We start from the raw sequence: 16,668 nt of genomic DNA on the forward strand, positions 1-16,668 counted from the left end.
CCCGCGGGCCGGTCACCCCGCGGGCCGGTCACGATGCCGATGCGGCCGCGGTCGGCGTCCCCACGCCGATGGTGATGCGCGGGGACGCGGCAGGGTTGAGCCACTTCAACAGGGAACGCATCTCGTCGCGGCCGACGGCCACGCACCCCCAGGTCGGGCTGCCATCGGTCACGTGCAGGAAGATCCCCGACACCCGTCCCGGTATGCGCTGGGGGTTCACCGCAATGTTGACCGCGTAGTCGTACACGGGACCGGAGTCGTAGAGGTTCTCCGCGATTGACGAGGGGCTGCGCGAGCCGCGTACATGAGTGTTATAGGTGGGCGATCCGGCCTCCTCGTCCCACCAGTCCTGGTTCGTCGCCTGGAAGTACGGCATCGCGGTGCCCGGATTGGGTTGACGTCCAAAGGCTTGATCGAATGCGAACGTTCCCACGGGAGTCCGGTGGACGCCATCAGCGGGTGCGCCGACGCCGAGCTCGCCGACCTTGGCGACCGTCGGTCCCAGGACCACCTTCCACTGCTGGCCGGCCCGCTGGAAGGCGGTGAGCGTTCCCGTGGTCGCGTTGGCCTTCGGAACGCCGACGACAATCCACTGCGCGGCTTGGCCTGCGCTGGCCGCAGGGTCCGCCGTTGCCGGCACAGCCAGCGCCAGGCTCAGCAGCGCCACCAGTGCTGAGAGCCTCACCTCGCCAGGCACTTTCAACAGCGCGCCACCGCGGGCGCGGCGAGCAGCCGGCCCCATTCCCGGCGCGCGGCCGACTGCGCGGCGTCGACGGCCTCTGGTGATGAGGTGCCGCCGCAGGTCAGATTCACCAACCCCCACGCCATGTCGCAGATGGAAACCCGGTGACGTTGCGCCGCGCAGAGCAGCTCGTCGAACGCTGCGTCCGAACGGCACCGTCGAAGCCCGATCAAGATTCCAAGGGCCGTGTCGAGCATCCGCCCGCCTTGCGGATCCGGCGAAATTTGGGAGGGCACCCACTGGGCTGCCATATCTTTCCTATCGCTTTGATTGTGCGCGCCCATGCGTGAGACCGACGTGCCGGGACAGTGCTCAACCCATTTTGGGTCAGCTCACCGTCGCAGCCAGACGGTTGAACGCATCGATACCCAGCCGTGATCGGTCTGCGACAGCACCGTGGCTATGTCACCTTGTTCGAAGGCGATCACCCGATCGCTGCTGGGGCGCTTTGGCTTTCACGGACGGGCGCCTTCGGCAGGAAGGCCGCGGGGAGGTAAGCCAACGCGATCAGTACCGTCGAGATGACGAAAACCAGGGTGTAGGCATGGGAAAGGTCGTGTGCTACACGCTCTGCGAAGCCGGGCGAAAGCACCTCCGGCGGTAGGGCGGCGGGGTTCACCGGCGTCCCATTCGTGCGGGCCGATTCTTCAAGCGCCGCAGCCTTGCCGGCGGCCGCCAGCGCGTCACTCCGGGAGATCTGACTCGTCAAGATCACCGACATCACCGCCGTGCCGATGGAGCCGGCGACTCGCTGGTTGACGTTCATCAGCGTCGAGCCGCGGGCGACCTGCTCGGGTCGCAGGGTCTGCACGGCCGCGCCGGAGAGCGGCATCATCGTGCAGCCCATCCCCAAACCGAATACCACAAGTCCCGTCACCAGCACCGGGAAGTAGGCGTCCTGCTGCCAGCTGCCGTAAGCGAATGTGCCCATCCCGGCGCACATCAGCGTGATCCCGACGAGGACGATTTTTCCCGGGCCCTGCCGATCCATCATGCGACCGGCGATCGGCATGGTGATCATTGCCCCGAGCCCCTGAGGGACGATATGAACAGCGGACTGGAACGGCGTCTGATGAAAGACCTGCTGAAAATAGCTCGGCAACAACAGGATTGCGCCGAAGAAGGCGGCGGCGAAAACCAGCATGGCGGCGTTTGCAATCGCCATCACCCGGTCTTTGAACAACCGCAGGTCGATCAGCGGATGGGCGGCCCGCCGCAGCGCATGCGCGACGAAACCCGCGACGAGAACCACGCCGATCGTCGCGGGTATCCATACGTGCCGGTCGGTCACGTGGGGGTGTTCAGGCAGCGACGAGACCCCGTACAGGAAGCTCGCCAGGCCCGGTGACAGCAGCAGCATGCCGATGAAGTCGAAGGACTCCGACGGCGACGGACGGTCTTTGGCGAAGATGACGGCCGCTAATAGGGCTGAGACGATTCCGATCGGCACGTTGATCAGGAAGATCCATTGCCATCCGTGCGAGTCGATGAGCCAGCCGCCCAGGATCGGGCCGCCGACCGGCCCCAGCAGCATCGGAATCCCCAACACCGCCATCAATCGCCCGAGGCGTCGGGGGCCGGCCTCACGGGTCAGAATCGTGAACGTCAACGGCATGAGCATGCCGCCGCCCAGCCCTTGGATGACGCGATACGCGATCAGCTGCGTGACGTCGCCGGCCATCGCGCACAGCAGGGAGCCTGCGGTGAACAACACGATGGAGCCGATGAAAAGCCTTTTGGTTCCGAAGCGATCCGCCGCCCAGCCCGTCAGCGGAATGACGGCAGCCAGCGCGAGCGTGTAACCGGTCGCCGTCCACGCCACGACCGCTTGAGATGAGTGGAACTCGCTGATGAACGTGCGCTGCGCGACGTTGACGACGGTGGTATCGAGGATCGTCATGATGGCGGCCAGCACGCAGACGCTGGTGATCTTCAGAAGCCCAGCGTCGAGACGATCCGGATACTCGTCGCCGCCCCGAGGCGCATCCGGCCCGGCGCCGGGGCCGCGCGGCACTGGGTTGTCGACGCGATGCACCACGAGCGTCCTCCTGAAGAACAGCTAGACCCGCTAAAGATTCCCGGCTCAGGAGGCGTTCAAACAGGCCGTCAGGGGACGTCGGCTTCTGCGGCCGCCGCGGGTTCGATCGTGGTCAGTTCAGCCAGGCCGCTAATGGTGAAGATGGACATCAAATGCGGATGGGCGATGATGCGAATGTGCTCGGCATGTAGATACAAGGCGTTCACGGCGGCGCTGTCCAGATAGCCGAGAGCACTGAGGTCGACGGTGAGCGTCTTGCCTGCGGCCTGGTCGATGGCATCCTGTAGCGCGTCGCGGAATGGGTCGATATTGCTCAAATCCACTTCGCCGACTGCGGTCAGCACGATTTCGCCGTCGTTGCGGCGCACAGTGCCTAGTTCGAGCGGCGTAGACATCAGGTGATCCTTGCGGCTAGGTGGACCGTGGTCCCGGTGGCCTCAGGAGTGACCGTGACGTCGTGCATGAGCCCTCGCATGAGCGGAAGTCCTCGGCCGCGGCGGACATCTTTTGGCCCGGGAGGCTTCCACGAGCCCGTATCGGCGATCTTCAGCTGTACTTGGTCGACCTGCACGGTCGCTTCCACAGTGATCACGCCTTCCGGATTATCGCGGTGGCCGTGCTCGATGGCGTTCGCAACGGCTTCGCCAGCCGCTACGAGCAGGTTCATGGTCTGATCGGCGTCCACGTGAGCCCGGGTCAACCAGCTGCGCAGAGCGGCTCGGGTCGGTGCAAGGTTACGAACGTCGGCCGGGAATTTCAGCTCGAGCGGGGCCGGCTGCCGGTACAGCAGCAGGACAACGTCGTCCTGATAGCCGCCGCTCGGCGCAAGATCGGACATCATCTGATCGGCCAAGTCGTCCAGCGCCAAGGCGCGGCCGTCCCGAACGTGCCCGACAACGCGAGAGATGCCCTGCTCGAGGGCGCTCTGCCGGCGTTCGACCAAACCGTCGGTATAGAGCACCAGAGTCCCACGCGGCGGGATGGTGACTCGCGCTTCGGGACGCGGCCAGTTCGGTCGTATTCCCAAGGCGATGGTGTGGCCGCCGTCGAGCATCTCGGTGGCACCGTCGGAATGAACGAGGACGGGCGGTGGATGGCCGGCGCTGGAATACACGACTTCCCCGGTGTCCGGATCGAGAATTGCGCAGACGGCGGTAGTGCATTGGGCGCCGGGCAGACGCGCGGCAAAACGGTCCATACTTGCCAGAGCTGCTGCTGGGCTGGGGTTGTCGAACAGTAGCGCGCGACAGGCACTACGCACCTGTCCCATCACGGTGGCGGCGGCAAGATCGTGGCCGACGCAATCGCCGACCACAAGTGCGACGCGCCCGTCGTCGAGATCGACGACGTCATACCAGTCACCACCGACCTGAAGCGGCCGCGTCGCGGCCTGATATCGCACCGCGTAACCGCGGGGAAGTTGAGCCGGACCGAGGATCGCGTGTTGAAGCGCGAGGGCGGCTTCGCGTTGCTGATCCACCTGATACACGCGTTGCAGGCCCTGACCGAGGCGTCCTGCCAGCACCGTCAGCAGGGTCTGATCTTCGAGCGTGAACGGACGCTGCTCGGCGAGATCGATCCATACGACGAGCACACCCTCCGGATGCTGCAGCGCGATGCCCGCGGTGCCCGGCTCCGCTACGGTCGGGGTCAGCAGGTCGCCGTCGCGCAGTGAACTGAGCGCCTCGCGTGTCCGGGATGACAAATCAGACCACTGCGCGAGCTCGCCAACTGACACGAGTTGCGGTGTGTCATAAGCGGTTTCGCCGGAAGTACTGCTGCGGCTCGGGTATGTCACCGCCAGAACACGCCGTGCCCGCCATTGCCGGCGCAGCTCTTCTGCTGCGGCGTGCAGTGCGGCATCGACGGTATCTGCTTGGGCGAGTTCTTGATTGAGCGCGTGTTCGCGGCCCGCCGCCAGCGCCAAGGCAATAGCGGCGTGTCGGGCGAAGTCGCTGACGAGGTCGAGGTAGTCGTTGCCGAAGGCTGGTTGTTGCGGGCCGCGCGCGACGGCGATCACGCCGAGCACCTCGTCGTGCGCGATCAATGGCATGACAATGGCCGACCGTTCACCGACATCGGTGAACCCCTCGATCGGATACTGGAAAGAGTCGGTGATTAGCGGTATCCCGCGGCGGGCGACACCACCCGTGGTGGAGCCGTCTATCGGAACCTGTCGCCCGATGACTTCGGAGGCATACCTGCCCGCTGTAGCGGCGACAACAAGCGTGTCGACCGGGTTGCCGGCCAGCTCGGATTCTTTCGGAACCAGCAGAATCGCCTGCTCCGCACCGGCCAATTCCAGCGTCAAATTCACGATGAGTTGCAGCGGGCCGATCTTGGGGTCGCCGGACAATAGCGCCGTCGTGATCTCGCGACTGGCCTTCGTCCATCGCGCCGACTCGCGCTCACGCTCGAAGAGTCGCGCGTTGTCGATTGCGGCGGCTGCCGCGGTGGCCAATGCTCGCACGGCGCCTTCGTGGGAATCGGTGAACACCCGCTCTGGCCGGTCGTCGGTCAGGTAAAGATCGCCGAAATTCGCTCCCCGGACGATGATCGGAATGCCGAGAACCGCCCGCAGGGACAGACCCTCAGCCTTCAGCCTGGACGCCTGCGGATCGGTGCGCAGATCACCTATCCGGAAGCCATCGTCTACCGGGAGTTCGGCCAGCAGCCTCGCGGTCTGGTCGTCGATACCCGAGTGCACGAACGAGGCGGGGTTGCCGTCGGACCCGCGGATGCACATCGCTGCGAACGGTGCTCCGGTGAGCTCCATCGCCGCATCGACGATTCGGTGCAACGTGATATCGAGGTCCAGATCGGAACCGATTTCGACGATCACCCGCAGAAGCTGTTCCATTCGATTGCGGGCCGCGGCGAGCGCGTCAAACTGCTCAGACATTCGGCTCACCAGTGCAGAATAAGACCGCCGCTTGGGTGCCGGCGTTCCGGCCCTTGCTCATAGATGAGACCTATTCCTCGTCCGGCGGATACGGTGTGGCGCCGGAAACGTGCGCCAAGGCTGACTAGCCATGAGCAGCAACGTTCAAACGTCTTGAGGGCCGCAAAGGCTCTTTGGATCGGCAGCGACGCCGGCCGGTGTCCACTGGGAGGGGCGCCCCCTCTGGTTCAGCAGGCCGGAGCAAAGGAAGTAGGCCAACGTCGCCCGCGCCGAAAGGATTGCAGGGCCGCTCACCCGCCGAGTGGTATATACGCAGGCATGTCATCGCTAGCGGGCAAAGTCGCGTTGGTGACCGGGGCCTCGTCGGGGCTCGGCGCCGAAACCGTGCGGCTGTTCTCCCGGGACGGAGCAACGGTTTTCGGTATCGCCAGAGACACCGATCGGCTGGCGCAAGTCTTCGCCGACGTCGAATCGGGCGCCTACACCGCAGGCGACATCGGGTCAGCGGCGGTGTGCCGTGACGCGGTCGAGCGCTGTGTCGCCGAATTCGGAAGACTCGACGTGCTGGTCAACATCGCCGGCAGCCATCGGATGCGCCGCACCGAATCCATGACGGACGACGACTGGGCCGACGACCTCGCGGTGAACCTCAACGGGCCCTTCTTCTTGTGCCGCGCAGCACTTCCCCACCTGCTCGCAGCCGGCGGCAACATCGTCAACGTGGGCTCGATCGCCGGCGTCGAAGGCCAGGCGTATTCGACCGGCTACTGCGCCGCCAAGCACGGCCTGATCGGGCTCACCCGAGCGCTGGCTGTGGAGTACACCGCTGCGCGTTTGCGCGTAAACGCGGTGTGCCCGGGCGGAATGATGACACCGCAGATCGAGAACTTCTCAGTCCCCGACGAAGCCGACTTCGACCTGATTCTGCGCACGGCCTCGCCGCGCGGCATGATGGCACCCCTCGACGTCGCAAACGTCATCGCATTTCTCGCCAGCGACGCTGCCGCCGCCGTCCACGGCGCGGTCTATCGCGTCGACAACGGCAAAGGTGCCGGCTGAGTCGCCTTTTCAGATAGGCCAACGAATCCTCGAGGTGCACCCGCAGCACGGCAGATGCGGCACGCGGTGTATTGGCAAGCCCCTGCTCAGGGCAGGCCGGTCACCACCGAGGGGTTCCACCCAGGGGCCTGTGCCCCAGATGTCGATGCCGACGCGTCATAGCCGGGCGGCATGTGATCGGAGCCCTGCGGCGGCGACGCGTAAAGCGGCGTTTGCGAGCCATAACCTGGCGGCCCGAAGCCCGGAACTTGGTCTGTCCCAGTCAACAATCTGGACGCCACGAAAGCCGCTGCCTGCGTGGTGTATTCGGGCACGTAGCCCTGAGTGTGCCCGCTCCATGCGTTGCCGGGGCCCGCGTGACAGATCGGATCTGCAGGGTTGCAGAGGTCAATCGCCTTACCGGCATACAGGGCAGTCGCCGAAGGAAGCTTGGTACCTGCGCGGTTGGCGACGTTGCCGAAGGTGGCAATCGCCGCGATATTGCCCGCCAGGGAGGACGGGAGAGATTCACCCCACGCGATGCCGACGATGGGATTACCCGCGACGATGTTGACGACATTCGCGCCCTGCGAATATCCGCCGAGCACGATCTTGGTCTCGGGGCACGACGCCACCGTCGATTTGATGTGCGAAATCGCGTCCTTGGCGCCGGCACCGCTGCTCAGTTGCAACTTGCCCGCGTCGTAGTTCACCGCATACGTCGCGAAGTCCATCCCGAAAGCCTGCTCGCGCAGCGAGTCGGCGAAAGCAGCGCCAACTAGGCCCATGCCTTTGGGTTCGTCCGTACCTCTGGCGAACACGACTTCCGCGTCGGCGCAGTCTGCGGCTGATGCGACCGGCACGGCGTTCGGAACACACTGCAGAACGGCGACTGCGACCAGTGCAACAGCGCCACGCTGGACCGACCGCGCATTCGCCGCCCACGAGCTAGGTCCGCAGTGGGAGATCACCCCTGGAATTTACTTCGTAACCAGCAGAAAGGGAGCATCTGCTGCGTTCTCACAGCGAAATCGCATGCCTGTCCGTTGACAAAACAGCGGGCCATGGTGTCTGGCCCGCTTCGTCTGACCTGGCGATACACGTTCACCGGGACTCACTGGGACTGACCGAATTGACCGGATTTACCTGTAACTGTGACCAAATGTGCACGCGAATGGGGCGTTGACCGCCAGTTCCATCGGCGTCCTCAGGTGCAGCAGCTGCTGAAAAAGGCGTCGACATCACAGCCGAGCAACCAAAACGCTGGACCGACGACATGCTTCAAGCCGCCGACGTTGTGGTCACAATGGGTTGCGGTGACACATGCGCGTTCATTCCGGGTCGCCGCTACGAGGATTGGACGCTGCCAGATCCCGCCGGCCAACCGGTTGACGCTGTGCGACCGATCGGCGACCAGATTGAGAACAGGGTGCGCACACTCTTGAATCAACTCGGCATCCGTGCACGGCCCTTGAAATGACCGCGAATTGACCTGTTGCCAGCACCCGAAGGCTCAACGGCCAGTCTCGTGAAATATTGCGGATTGCGGTATCAGATCAACCACCCGCACATACAGACGAGAACTCGGCCCGTACTGCGCGACGGGAACCCTGTCAGGGAGGTGCGGCTGTGAGTGCGTGGTTGGCCATATACCCTCGTGGCTGCTGTTGAGCGGCGTCATTGTCGTCGTCACCGAACTGTCATTCTCGTCCAGATATTTGTGCGTCGCAGGTTCCTCGGGCTTCGGGGTGAAGAGCACAACGACGTGATCCGCTTCGCTTTTGGCGTCATCGGATTCGTATTCGCGTTCTTCATAGGCTTTGTCGTCTCCGCGATGTGGGGCCAGATCAACGACGCAGATGGAAGAGCACGAATTGAAGGGGCTTCCGGGGTTCAACTGGCCAGCCACCTCGACGTGTTCGATAACCCGACAGCGACCGGTTACGAGGCGCACTGTTGGAGTATGAGAAAGCCGCTTTGACCGAATGGGACGAAGCGGCAAGAGGGCGCACCTACCCGCCAGCCGATCAAGCGCTGCACGGCCTGCGCTCCGCCTACGAACGGGTTCAGGCACGTACCGATGTGCAAAAGACTATGCTCGCGAACTCGTTCACCGATCTCGACAACCTCAGCCAGGCCCGCACCCAGCGCGTCCTCCAAGCGCGAACCGATGTTGGGCCGCCGTGGTCGCTATGGGCGGTCATCTTCCTCACCGGTGGCCTGCTCCCTGGCCTGCGCGGTCATCTATGGGGTCGAGAAGCGTGCAACCCATTTCACAATGGTTGCCATCTTGGGTGTGCTTGTCGGCACAATCCTTTTTCTTGTCATGATGCTGTCGCACCCATTCATCGGCGAAATCGCCACGTCCCCGGAGCCGCTGCGCGAGGTCACGCGCGTGCTGTCGACGAACTAGTCCTAACGCGGCGACGCAGATGGTTCTTCAACTCGCTGCTCGAGCATTTTCCGTTGCAGCAGCTGGTCAGCGCGCCCGAATCCTGGCGCTGCACACCGGCCAGGCACCCCACCCCTGCCGCGCTTGAGCAACTTCGGCTATTGCGATCTGCTCTTCTCGGGTGGCCAGGTCAGGGCGCGGCGCGTATCGCAGTCCACCGTGGCGCACCCACGTCTGTTGATTGAACTGCACGCCGCCGTAGAAGCCATTGCCGGAGTTGATGGCCCAGTTGCCCGTCGACTCGCAGGAGGCCAGCGCGTCCCACGTTGCGTTGTTACTCACCAGCGGCACCTGGGTGCCCGGCTTCGCGCCAACCCGCTGCACCGACGGCCGGGCGGGTGTCACGACGTTGTGGGCTACCACCCGTCGGGCGATTTCGACGCCGTTGACGGTCTCGATTGCGAAGGTGACCTCCTGCGTGCCGGGCGATCCGGGGTCATCGACGATCTGGCGACTGATGTTCATCGTGGGGTCGTAGATGCGCCGCAGCGGCGGCGGCAGCGGCATACGCGCAGCGACGTTGTGCATCCGGATGCGGGTGACCGCGATCCGCATGCCCTCTAGTACCGGTGTCGACGCCGCAGGCACCACCTTGTCCTCCTGCTGGAGCGGCGCGCCGACAGCTGCCAGCAGCTGCCCGACGGTGGGCGCCGCTACCCGCTTGTCGCTGGCCACACCACCATCGTTGATGTACACGCGCTTCGGGCTGACCAGCGATAGCGCCATACCCGCGACCGGGACGCCGCTAACGCGAGACGCCGCAACGGGGGCGGTATCCGTCAACGACAGCTGGCTGAGGGCCTCGTCGACGGTGGAAGCCGTCGTCCACAATTGCTTGCTCGGTTGACCGTCGATTGAAACCTGCAGCGGACGGCCGCGTCGCAGCACGATGGTGTCGGACTGGTGGACAAGCTGATTCGCGGCCGGCTGAAGAATGTCGTGCTCACCGAAAGTGAAGCCCTTTTCCCGCACCACGTCGATCACCCGTGACCTCATCGTCGATACGGTCACCGGGAGGCCGTCGACCGATAGCGTGATCGTTTTCTGCACCGACACGGCGTATCCGCCCGCGAATATCAATGCCAGCAAGAGCGCACCAATTAGAGGACGGTGCGCCTTCAGTTGTGTGGAAACCTTATCGTTGCTCGATCTTCCGCCCCCGCTGGCGATCTCGGCTTTCGCCTCGCGCCGTCGCGGCCGCACGACGACCACATCGCCGCGAGGGTGTGAGCCCGACAGTGCGTCCTCTGCTCTGTCGATCCGCTCAGCCTCGGCTAACAGCGCTGAGACCTCGGCGGTCAGACCATTGGCCCACAGCCTTTTTCCGTCCGACGAGACGCCGCCTAGCCGGACGAGGCCCACGGAGTGGCACATCGCCAACGCCTGCGCGAACACCTGCCGCAGTGGAGTCGTGTGCTGCCTGCGAAATCGGGCGATTGACCGATGATCCGGGGCCGCCCCCGCCGCCAGCCACTTGAAGCACGCGTCATCGACACATCGCTGTGCGATCACGCGCGACGAGCGCACGCCGGTGATGTAGCCGTATAACAGGATTCGCAACATCAACCGCGAATCACAGGCCTGCGGATAGGTGTTCCGGACGCCGACAAGATCCAAGTGCTCATCGACCAGAACCGCTAGGAACCGGGCCAGACGCTTGGGCGGCAACGATTCATCAACGACCGTGCCCGTGTCGGGCCCCTTACGCGGAAGATCCTGTCGGCCAACCGACTTCGGCTTCATACGCGAGGCCGCCCCCAGTCCAAGTTCCACCTCGAACCATCCACCATCGACGAGCTCATTAGCCGTCTATGATGCCCCGCACCGCATTTACATTCGAGTACCCCTTTCGGCGTGTCGCCCTACCCGGACCGGCCAGCGACACTGAGCTTTTCGAATTGAACGCGCGGGATCGTGGTGCGCTGCAGTGGCATCACGCGTTGAACTGCGGAAACGTCATCTATCAGTCCGCAAAACGACGGGAAAGTATGCAAAATCAGCGCAGCCATATGCGAACAGCGTTGACGGCGGCAACGAGCCGGCACGTTGTTTTGGTCGAGCGCGGTCAGGGCCTTTGGCCCGGTCGAGCGCGGTCAGAGGGTTCGGTTGTCAGACGGGAGGGTGGACTGATCGTCGGGTGTATAGGTGAAATAGCCAGGCCCCAGCCAATTCTTGACTGTCGGATACATCGCTGCGCGGAAGACTTCGACTGCTGGCAGCGGCCGATATGCTGCGATCCGCTTCCTGATCAGTCCGTGATCGTCGTCCTCGATCAGTTCCAAGATCTCGAGATCGCGGCCGCCAATCTGACCCTGCCACTGCAAGAATGTGGTGCGCTGGTCGAGTTTGTCTTCACGCACATAGTGGCCGGAACGAACGTGTGACGACAGTGCCCAAATGCGGCCGACGAGTTCGCGGCCGGCCACCACCTTTACCAAGATCGGAGTGTGGAACTCAATATCGTCGGACAGGAGGGCCGAAACTTCCTCCGGGGTGTTGTTCCCCCGCTCTCGGAGTGCACGCAATGGATGCATCACCAGATCCTTCAATTGGATGAGCTATGACCGAACTTGGGTCTGCCGCGGCGATCCCGTTGGCTGTGGCCGCTATTTCAAGGGATAGACACCTGCGCCAGAGCCGGAGGGACGTCGACGCCCATCGCGGCCAACACCCCAGCGACTTTGTGGTCCAGTTCTCTTCCGACCGCCGCAACGTCCGCCCTGTCGCCCAGACTGCCGAACAGCATGCTGGGCTGGTCGATGACCAATACAGCCTCGCCGGCGTCGTCGGCGTAGATGAGCAGCCGTAGGGGTGCATACAGCATCGTCGCGGGCTCATGGCGATACATTCGCTCGGCGATCGTGTGATTGCCCACGAGATACTCGATACCTGGCCGGTCGGTTCCCGAGGTGCGCATGTACGGCAGCGCATCGATTGACCCGAAACGCATCAGCCCCAATGGCGCAATGGCGTGGACAAGCGCAACATTCTCCTCCCAGCTGTTCAAGGACTGGAACCGTTGCGCCTCGATCGGCGGTACAAGGCGTTCAAAGTCCGCGGTGGCGTCGTCGTACGCTCGACCAAGCGGCAGCTGCCATCGCCGTATCACGTGCTCAGTGAAATTTCCGTGGGCCATTTGCGTGCGCTCCTTCCAGGCGACGAGCCATACGTGTGGCGACGATGGATGATCCACCACAGATCGAGCCGCATGTCGGAAGGCTCAGGCGCGGGACGGACCCTGAGTGTGGCTCGCATTTATTGCATCCACCGGGCGTCCGTCGACGGTCGAAATGCCGTGGGCGTGCGGGTCTATCAGCTTCACCGTATAAGTTCAATCAATGAACTTCAATCAGAATTCCCGACGCTTTAGTGGTGTCGGCACCCCGGACCGCGAGTCCGTGGCGGCGATGGCGGTCGCGAAGCGCTCAATGGCGTATCACGCGGCGTCAGCGAACGGTTCCAGCATCCGGTGTGGACGTGTCAGCTGCCTGCTTATCCGATCGCCGCGGTTTGACCCCGCAGACTTGGAAGCACGCGGATGCACCTCGAGGTCGCGCGGCGCCGGCACTGTGCCGCAGCGTCCGCAGTTCCCCAGAGGCGTGAGTTGACCGCCACATCCGTAGTGGACTATCGGCCGACGTAACTTGTCGGTCACGTAAAACTCGTTGCCCCAGTTCATCATTGACCATACGACCGGCCATAGCTGCTCCCCTTTGGGGGTCAACCAATACTCATCTCGGCCGCTCGCGCCGATCGACGTCGTCAATATCTCGTGCTCCACGAGTAATCTCAAGCGTTCGGTCAAGACAGCGGGGGGAATCTCGAGGTGAGCGCGGAAGTCGGTAAATCGTACGACCCCGTAGAACGCGTCACGGATGATCAGAAGTGACCACCGCTCGCCGACTACTTCGAGCGTGCGGGCAACGGGACATAGCTCTTTCTCGTACTCGCGCTTCAGGGCCATGGTACGAGTCTACGTGACCTGTGATTCATTCACCGAATTACTGCCGCACGATTCCGACGGCCGTTCAGCCAAGGTCCTCGAGGGCGTGTAGGCCGGCGAGAGACAGCGGTGTTGCAGCTCGGCATAGGCGACAACGCTGCCAAGACGAAGAAAGGGCGTGGGCGAGTCGCCGAAACGGAGGACCTGCCGTCGTGCGCGGCATAGAATCCAGGTCGGTCGGAGGGAACTCCCAGTGAAGATGTCGCCATTCGACTACCACCGACCGGACACGGTCGACGAGGTAGTCGCACTGCTCGAAACGTACGGCGAGGATGGCAAGGTGCTCGCCGGCGGGCAGAGCCTTCTTCCGATACTCGCCCTCCGGCTGACCTATTTCGAGCAACTCATCGATATCGGCGCAGTGCACGGCTTGCCGTCGATCGAGGTCGATGACGACGGCACGGTCTCGGTCGGAGCGACCGTGACCCACGCACAGGTCGAGAGGTCCGATGTCATGGCCGCCGCCGCGCCCGCGGTAGTTGGCGCCATGCCGCACATCGGTCATCGGGCGATCCGGAGTCGGGGGACGGTGTGCGGGAGTCTGGCCCATGCCGATCCGGCGGCAGAATTGCCGGCGGTTGCCCTGGCGGTCGGCGCGGAGATGATCGTGCAGGGGCCGGCAGGACAGCGGACTATCAGTGCCAGTGACTTCTTCCTGGGCTATCTGACAACCGCGCTCGCGGAGGACGAGTTGCTGGTCGGGGTGCGCTTGCCCGCCTGGAGCTCACGCGCGGGATGGTCGGTGCTGGAGGTGAGCAGGCGCCACGGAGACTTCGCGTTGGTCGGGCTGGTGACGACGCTCGAGATTGACGACGCCGGACTGTTGCGGCGACCGGCGTTGTCCTTCTTCGGTGTATTCAGCACGCCGGTGCGTGTCGCCGAGGCCGAGCAGTTGCTCGACGGAAAGGCTCCCGATCCCGCGCTCTTCACAGAGGCAGCGAAGGTCGCGACGGGTGCGTTGGATCCGCCTACCGATGACCACGCATCCTCGGAGTACAGGGCGCATGTCGCTGGGGTGCTCACTCGCCGCGGGCTTGGCGAGGCCGCGGCGAGGGCCATGGCGCGAGCGGGCGGCTGATGCCGGAGATCACGCTACGGGTCAACGGCCGGGACGAGCGCGCGGAGGTCGAAGCTCGCACGACGCTAGCCGAATTGCTTCGCGACCACCTCGGCCTGACCGGCACACACCTCGGTTGCGAGCACGGTGTGTGTGGCGCGTGCACAGTGGCGGTCGACGGTCACCCTGTCCGTTCCTGCCTGATGCTGGCGATGCAGGCGGAGGGAACGACCGTCGAGACCGTCGAGTCCCTCGGTGACGAAGATGGCCTGGGGCTCATCCAGCAGGCGATGTGGGAGCACCACGCATTCCAATGTGCTTTCTGCGCACCGGGATTCCTCATGACGGTGCGTTGCCTGCTCGCCGACAACCCGACGCCGACGCAGGCGCAGATCAAAGAAGAGCTCTCGGGAAATCTGTGCCGTTGCACGGGATACGCATCGATCATCGAGGGTGTCGTCGAAGCCGTGGCCAAGTCGGCCGCCACCGCGGGAGGGGTGGACGATGCGTGAACAGATCATGGGGCGATTTGTGGGAGCCCGCGTTCGCAGGGTCGAGGACCGCCGATTGCTGAGCGGCCGCGGTCAGTACGTCGACGATGTCGTCGTACCAGACATGGCGCATGCGGCGTTCGTCCGAAGCCCATTGCCCCACGCCCTGATCCGAGGTATCGACACCACGCGCGCCGCCGCAATCCCAGGGGTACACGCGATTTTCACCGGCACTGACATCGCCGCGATCACCAACCCTCTCATCGGGATGCTCACCTTGCCGGGCCTCTACGACCCGTGGCACTGGGCGCTGGCCGTCGACCGTGTTCGTCTGGTCGGCGATCCGGTCGCCATCGTCGTCGCGACGTCGCGCGCGGTCGCTGAAGATGCGGCTGAGATGGTCGACGTCAGCTATGAGGAACTGGTACCCATTGCGACCTTGGCGCACGCTCACGATCCCAGCCGGCCGTCGATCTGGCCGAAGGCCAACGGCAACGTCGTCTACGCGGCATCGGAGTCGTTCGGCGACGTCGATGCTGCGTTCGCCGGGGCGGACCGCGTGATCAGCGAGACCTTCCGCCAGCATCGGCACGCCAACCAACCGATGGAAACCAGGGGCATGGTGGCCGAGATCGACGCCAGCGGCAACCTCACCTTGCACGCGGCCCATCAGGCCGCGCACGTCCTCAAGTGGGTCATGGCCATGTGCCTCGCGCGTCGGCCAGTGTGGATGTCGGTGCGCGACATGTTCCGCCAGCGCGAACAGACGAAGGCGATCTTCGCCGGGGTCCGCGATTTTATTCGCGCCCACCCGACGATGTTGCAGGACACGCGGCCGCTGATGCCGATCATGCTGCGTCAGATGGCCAGGGATCCGATGCGGATGGTCCACCTCAATCGGGCACTCGTCGGACTGATGGCGACGCCCAAGGAACGCCTCCCACGAGTCGTGACAGGCGATATCGGTGGTGCGTTCGGGTCGAAGATGACGGTGCTGCGCGAGGACGTCGCGCTGTGTGCCGCCGCGCTGCGTCTCGGCCGATCGATCAAGTGGATTGAGGACCGTAACGAACACCTCGTGCTCGGCGCCCAGGCCCGCGACGAACAGGTCGCCGTCGAGGCTGCGGTGATGAACGACGGGAAGGTGCGGGGCCTGCGCGTCAAACTCACGATGGATTGCGGCGCTTATCCGGCACTCCCGTACGGGGCGCCTATGTTGTGCCGCTTCATCCAGACGATGTTTCCCGGTCCGTATCGGTTCGACGCCATGCAGTTCGACGCCGAGCTCGTGTCGTCCAACAAAGCGACATACAACGCCTACCGGGGTCCCTGGGCGGTCGAGACCTGGGTCCGCGAACGGCTTTTCGATGTCATAGCCCGCGAGCTGGGGATCAGCCGCGCCGAAATCCGGCTGCGCAACATCGTCGGTCCCGACATGCTCCCGACGACGATGCTCACCGGTCCGACCCTCGATGTGCGCATGTCGGCCAAGACCACGCTCGAGAGGGCTCTCGATATTGCAGACTTCAAGCATTGGGCAGAGCACCAGGCGGCGGCCCGGGAGCAGGGTCGCCGCCTCGGCCTGGGGATCGCGACCTACATCGAAGCGGCTCCGGGGCCGCCGGGGTTCACGGAGGCCGTCATGCCCGGACTCTCCGCGTTCGCCGGCTCGGAGCCGATCCACGCGGTCCTTGGAGCCGACGGAAGCGTCACGCTCCACACCCGGCAGGTGCCCCATGGCCAAGGCCACGAGACGACGCTCGCACAGGTGGCCGCCGACAAGCTCGGCGTGCCCGTCGAGGCCATCCGAGTCAGGTACGGCGACACGAACTTCGCGCCGTTCGGGATCACGGGCACCGGCGGAAGCCTGTCGGCGGCGATGGCGGGCGGAGCGGTCGGGGAGGCTGCGCATATATTGCGCGGGCACATTGTCGACATTGCCGCG

Annotated in this window: 16 protein-coding genes and 2 pseudogenes; 7 read left to right on the forward strand and 11 right to left on the reverse strand. The window is 64.3% G+C overall.

Annotated features, from left to right (window positions below):
- Positions 1-28: 28 nt before the first annotated feature.
- The 5 genes from A5651_RS21085 to A5651_RS21105 all read right to left on the reverse strand — a co-directional run bounded on the left by A5651_RS21085 (position 29) and on the right by A5651_RS21105 (position 5,682).
- Positions 29-685, reverse strand: a complete 657-nt coding sequence (locus A5651_RS21085; protein WP_231988775.1) for a L,D-transpeptidase — start codon at positions 683-685, stop codon at positions 29-31.
- 14 nt (positions 686-699) lie between these two features.
- The gene (locus A5651_RS21090; RefSeq protein WP_066985486.1) at positions 700-993 is read right to left on the reverse strand and encodes an ANTAR domain-containing protein; all 294 of its coding nucleotides are present in this window, start codon (positions 991-993) and stop codon (positions 700-702) included.
- A gap of 173 nt (positions 994-1,166) precedes the next feature.
- Entirely contained in the window at positions 1,167-2,780 is a 1,614-nt protein-coding gene (locus tag A5651_RS21095; protein WP_082943892.1) for a DHA2 family efflux MFS transporter permease subunit, read from the reverse strand.
- 68 nt (positions 2,781-2,848) lie between these two features.
- Positions 2,849-3,175, reverse strand: coding sequence for an STAS domain-containing protein (locus tag A5651_RS21100; protein ID WP_066985491.1), 327 nt, complete (start codon positions 3,173-3,175; stop codon positions 2,849-2,851).
- Positions 3,175-5,682 (reverse strand): SpoIIE family protein phosphatase, encoded by a 2,508-nt coding sequence (locus A5651_RS21105; protein WP_082943893.1) that lies wholly within the window; start codon positions 5,680-5,682, stop codon positions 3,175-3,177. Before A5651_RS21105 ends, A5651_RS21100 begins: the two co-directional genes overlap by 1 nt.
- A gap of 318 nt (positions 5,683-6,000) precedes the next feature.
- Here A5651_RS21105 and A5651_RS21110 point away from each other — a divergent pair, with 318 nt between their 5' ends.
- Positions 6,001-6,741, forward strand: a complete 741-nt coding sequence (locus A5651_RS21110) for an SDR family NAD(P)-dependent oxidoreductase (protein ID WP_066985497.1) — start codon at positions 6,001-6,003, stop codon at positions 6,739-6,741.
- Positions 6,742-6,827: 86 nt separating this feature from the next.
- On the opposite strand, the gene A5651_RS21115 is transcribed toward A5651_RS21110, so the two are convergent.
- Entirely contained in the window at positions 6,828-7,622 is a 795-nt protein-coding gene (locus tag A5651_RS21115) for a cutinase family protein (RefSeq protein WP_066985570.1), read from the reverse strand.
- A gap of 323 nt (positions 7,623-7,945) precedes the next feature.
- Between A5651_RS21115 and A5651_RS21120 the strand changes: the two are divergent.
- The 3 genes and pseudogenes from A5651_RS21120 to A5651_RS26470 all read left to right on the forward strand — a co-directional run.
- A pseudogene (locus A5651_RS21120) lies at positions 7,946-8,200 on the forward strand (low molecular weight phosphatase family protein); the annotation flags it as partial.
- 177 nt (positions 8,201-8,377) lie between these two features.
- Positions 8,378-8,701 carry a hypothetical protein gene (locus A5651_RS26465; protein WP_369803981.1) on the forward strand — a complete coding sequence of 108 codons (324 nt, stop codon included), beginning with the start codon at positions 8,378-8,380 and terminating at the stop codon, positions 8,699-8,701.
- 234 nt (positions 8,702-8,935) lie between these two features.
- Positions 8,936-9,133, forward strand: coding sequence for a hypothetical protein (locus A5651_RS26470; RefSeq protein ID WP_369803982.1), 198 nt, complete (start codon positions 8,936-8,938; stop codon positions 9,131-9,133).
- A gap of 66 nt (positions 9,134-9,199) precedes the next feature.
- Here the strand turns inward: A5651_RS26470 and A5651_RS26105 are convergent, their stop codons facing one another.
- The 5 genes and pseudogenes from A5651_RS26105 to A5651_RS21145 form a co-directional block, all read right to left on the reverse strand.
- Positions 9,200-10,294 carry a resuscitation-promoting factor gene (locus A5651_RS26105; RefSeq protein ID WP_066985572.1) on the reverse strand — a complete coding sequence of 365 codons (1,095 nt, stop codon included), beginning with the start codon at positions 10,292-10,294 and terminating at the stop codon, positions 9,200-9,202.
- Between the two features lie 273 nt (positions 10,295-10,567).
- A pseudogene (locus A5651_RS26265) lies at positions 10,568-10,915 on the reverse strand (transposase); the annotation flags it as partial.
- A gap of 350 nt (positions 10,916-11,265) precedes the next feature.
- Complete coding sequence (locus A5651_RS21135) at positions 11,266-11,721, reverse strand: hypothetical protein (RefSeq protein WP_082943896.1); 456 nt, start codon at positions 11,719-11,721, stop codon at positions 11,266-11,268.
- A 62-nt stretch (positions 11,722-11,783) separates the two neighbouring features.
- The gene (locus tag A5651_RS21140) at positions 11,784-12,308 is read right to left on the reverse strand and encodes a DUF302 domain-containing protein (protein ID WP_066985502.1); all 525 of its coding nucleotides are present in this window, start codon (positions 12,306-12,308) and stop codon (positions 11,784-11,786) included.
- Between the two features lie 300 nt (positions 12,309-12,608).
- Positions 12,609-13,136 carry a helix-turn-helix domain-containing protein gene (locus A5651_RS21145; protein WP_066985505.1) on the reverse strand — a complete coding sequence of 176 codons (528 nt, stop codon included), beginning with the start codon at positions 13,134-13,136 and terminating at the stop codon, positions 12,609-12,611.
- Between the two features lie 238 nt (positions 13,137-13,374).
- Between A5651_RS21145 and A5651_RS21150 the strand changes: the two genes are divergently transcribed.
- The 3 genes from A5651_RS21150 to A5651_RS21160 all read left to right on the forward strand — a co-directional run.
- Positions 13,375-14,253 carry a xanthine dehydrogenase family protein subunit M gene (locus A5651_RS21150; RefSeq protein ID WP_066985579.1) on the forward strand — a complete coding sequence of 293 codons (879 nt, stop codon included), beginning with the start codon at positions 13,375-13,377 and terminating at the stop codon, positions 14,251-14,253.
- Positions 14,253-14,744: a (2Fe-2S)-binding protein gene (locus tag A5651_RS21155; RefSeq protein WP_066985508.1), complete on the forward strand. Its 492-nt coding sequence runs from the start codon at positions 14,253-14,255 to the stop codon at positions 14,742-14,744. Before A5651_RS21150 ends, A5651_RS21155 begins: the two co-directional genes overlap by 1 nt.
- The coding region (locus tag A5651_RS21160) for a xanthine dehydrogenase family protein molybdopterin-binding subunit (RefSeq protein ID WP_066985509.1) at positions 14,737-16,668 on the forward strand (1,932 nt) is incomplete at its 3' end. The genes A5651_RS21155 and A5651_RS21160, both read left to right, overlap by 8 nt.

The sequence above is a fragment of the Mycobacterium sp. 1274761.0 genome, from assembly GCF_001668615.1.
Classification (GTDB): domain Bacteria; phylum Actinomycetota; class Actinomycetes; order Mycobacteriales; family Mycobacteriaceae; genus Mycobacterium.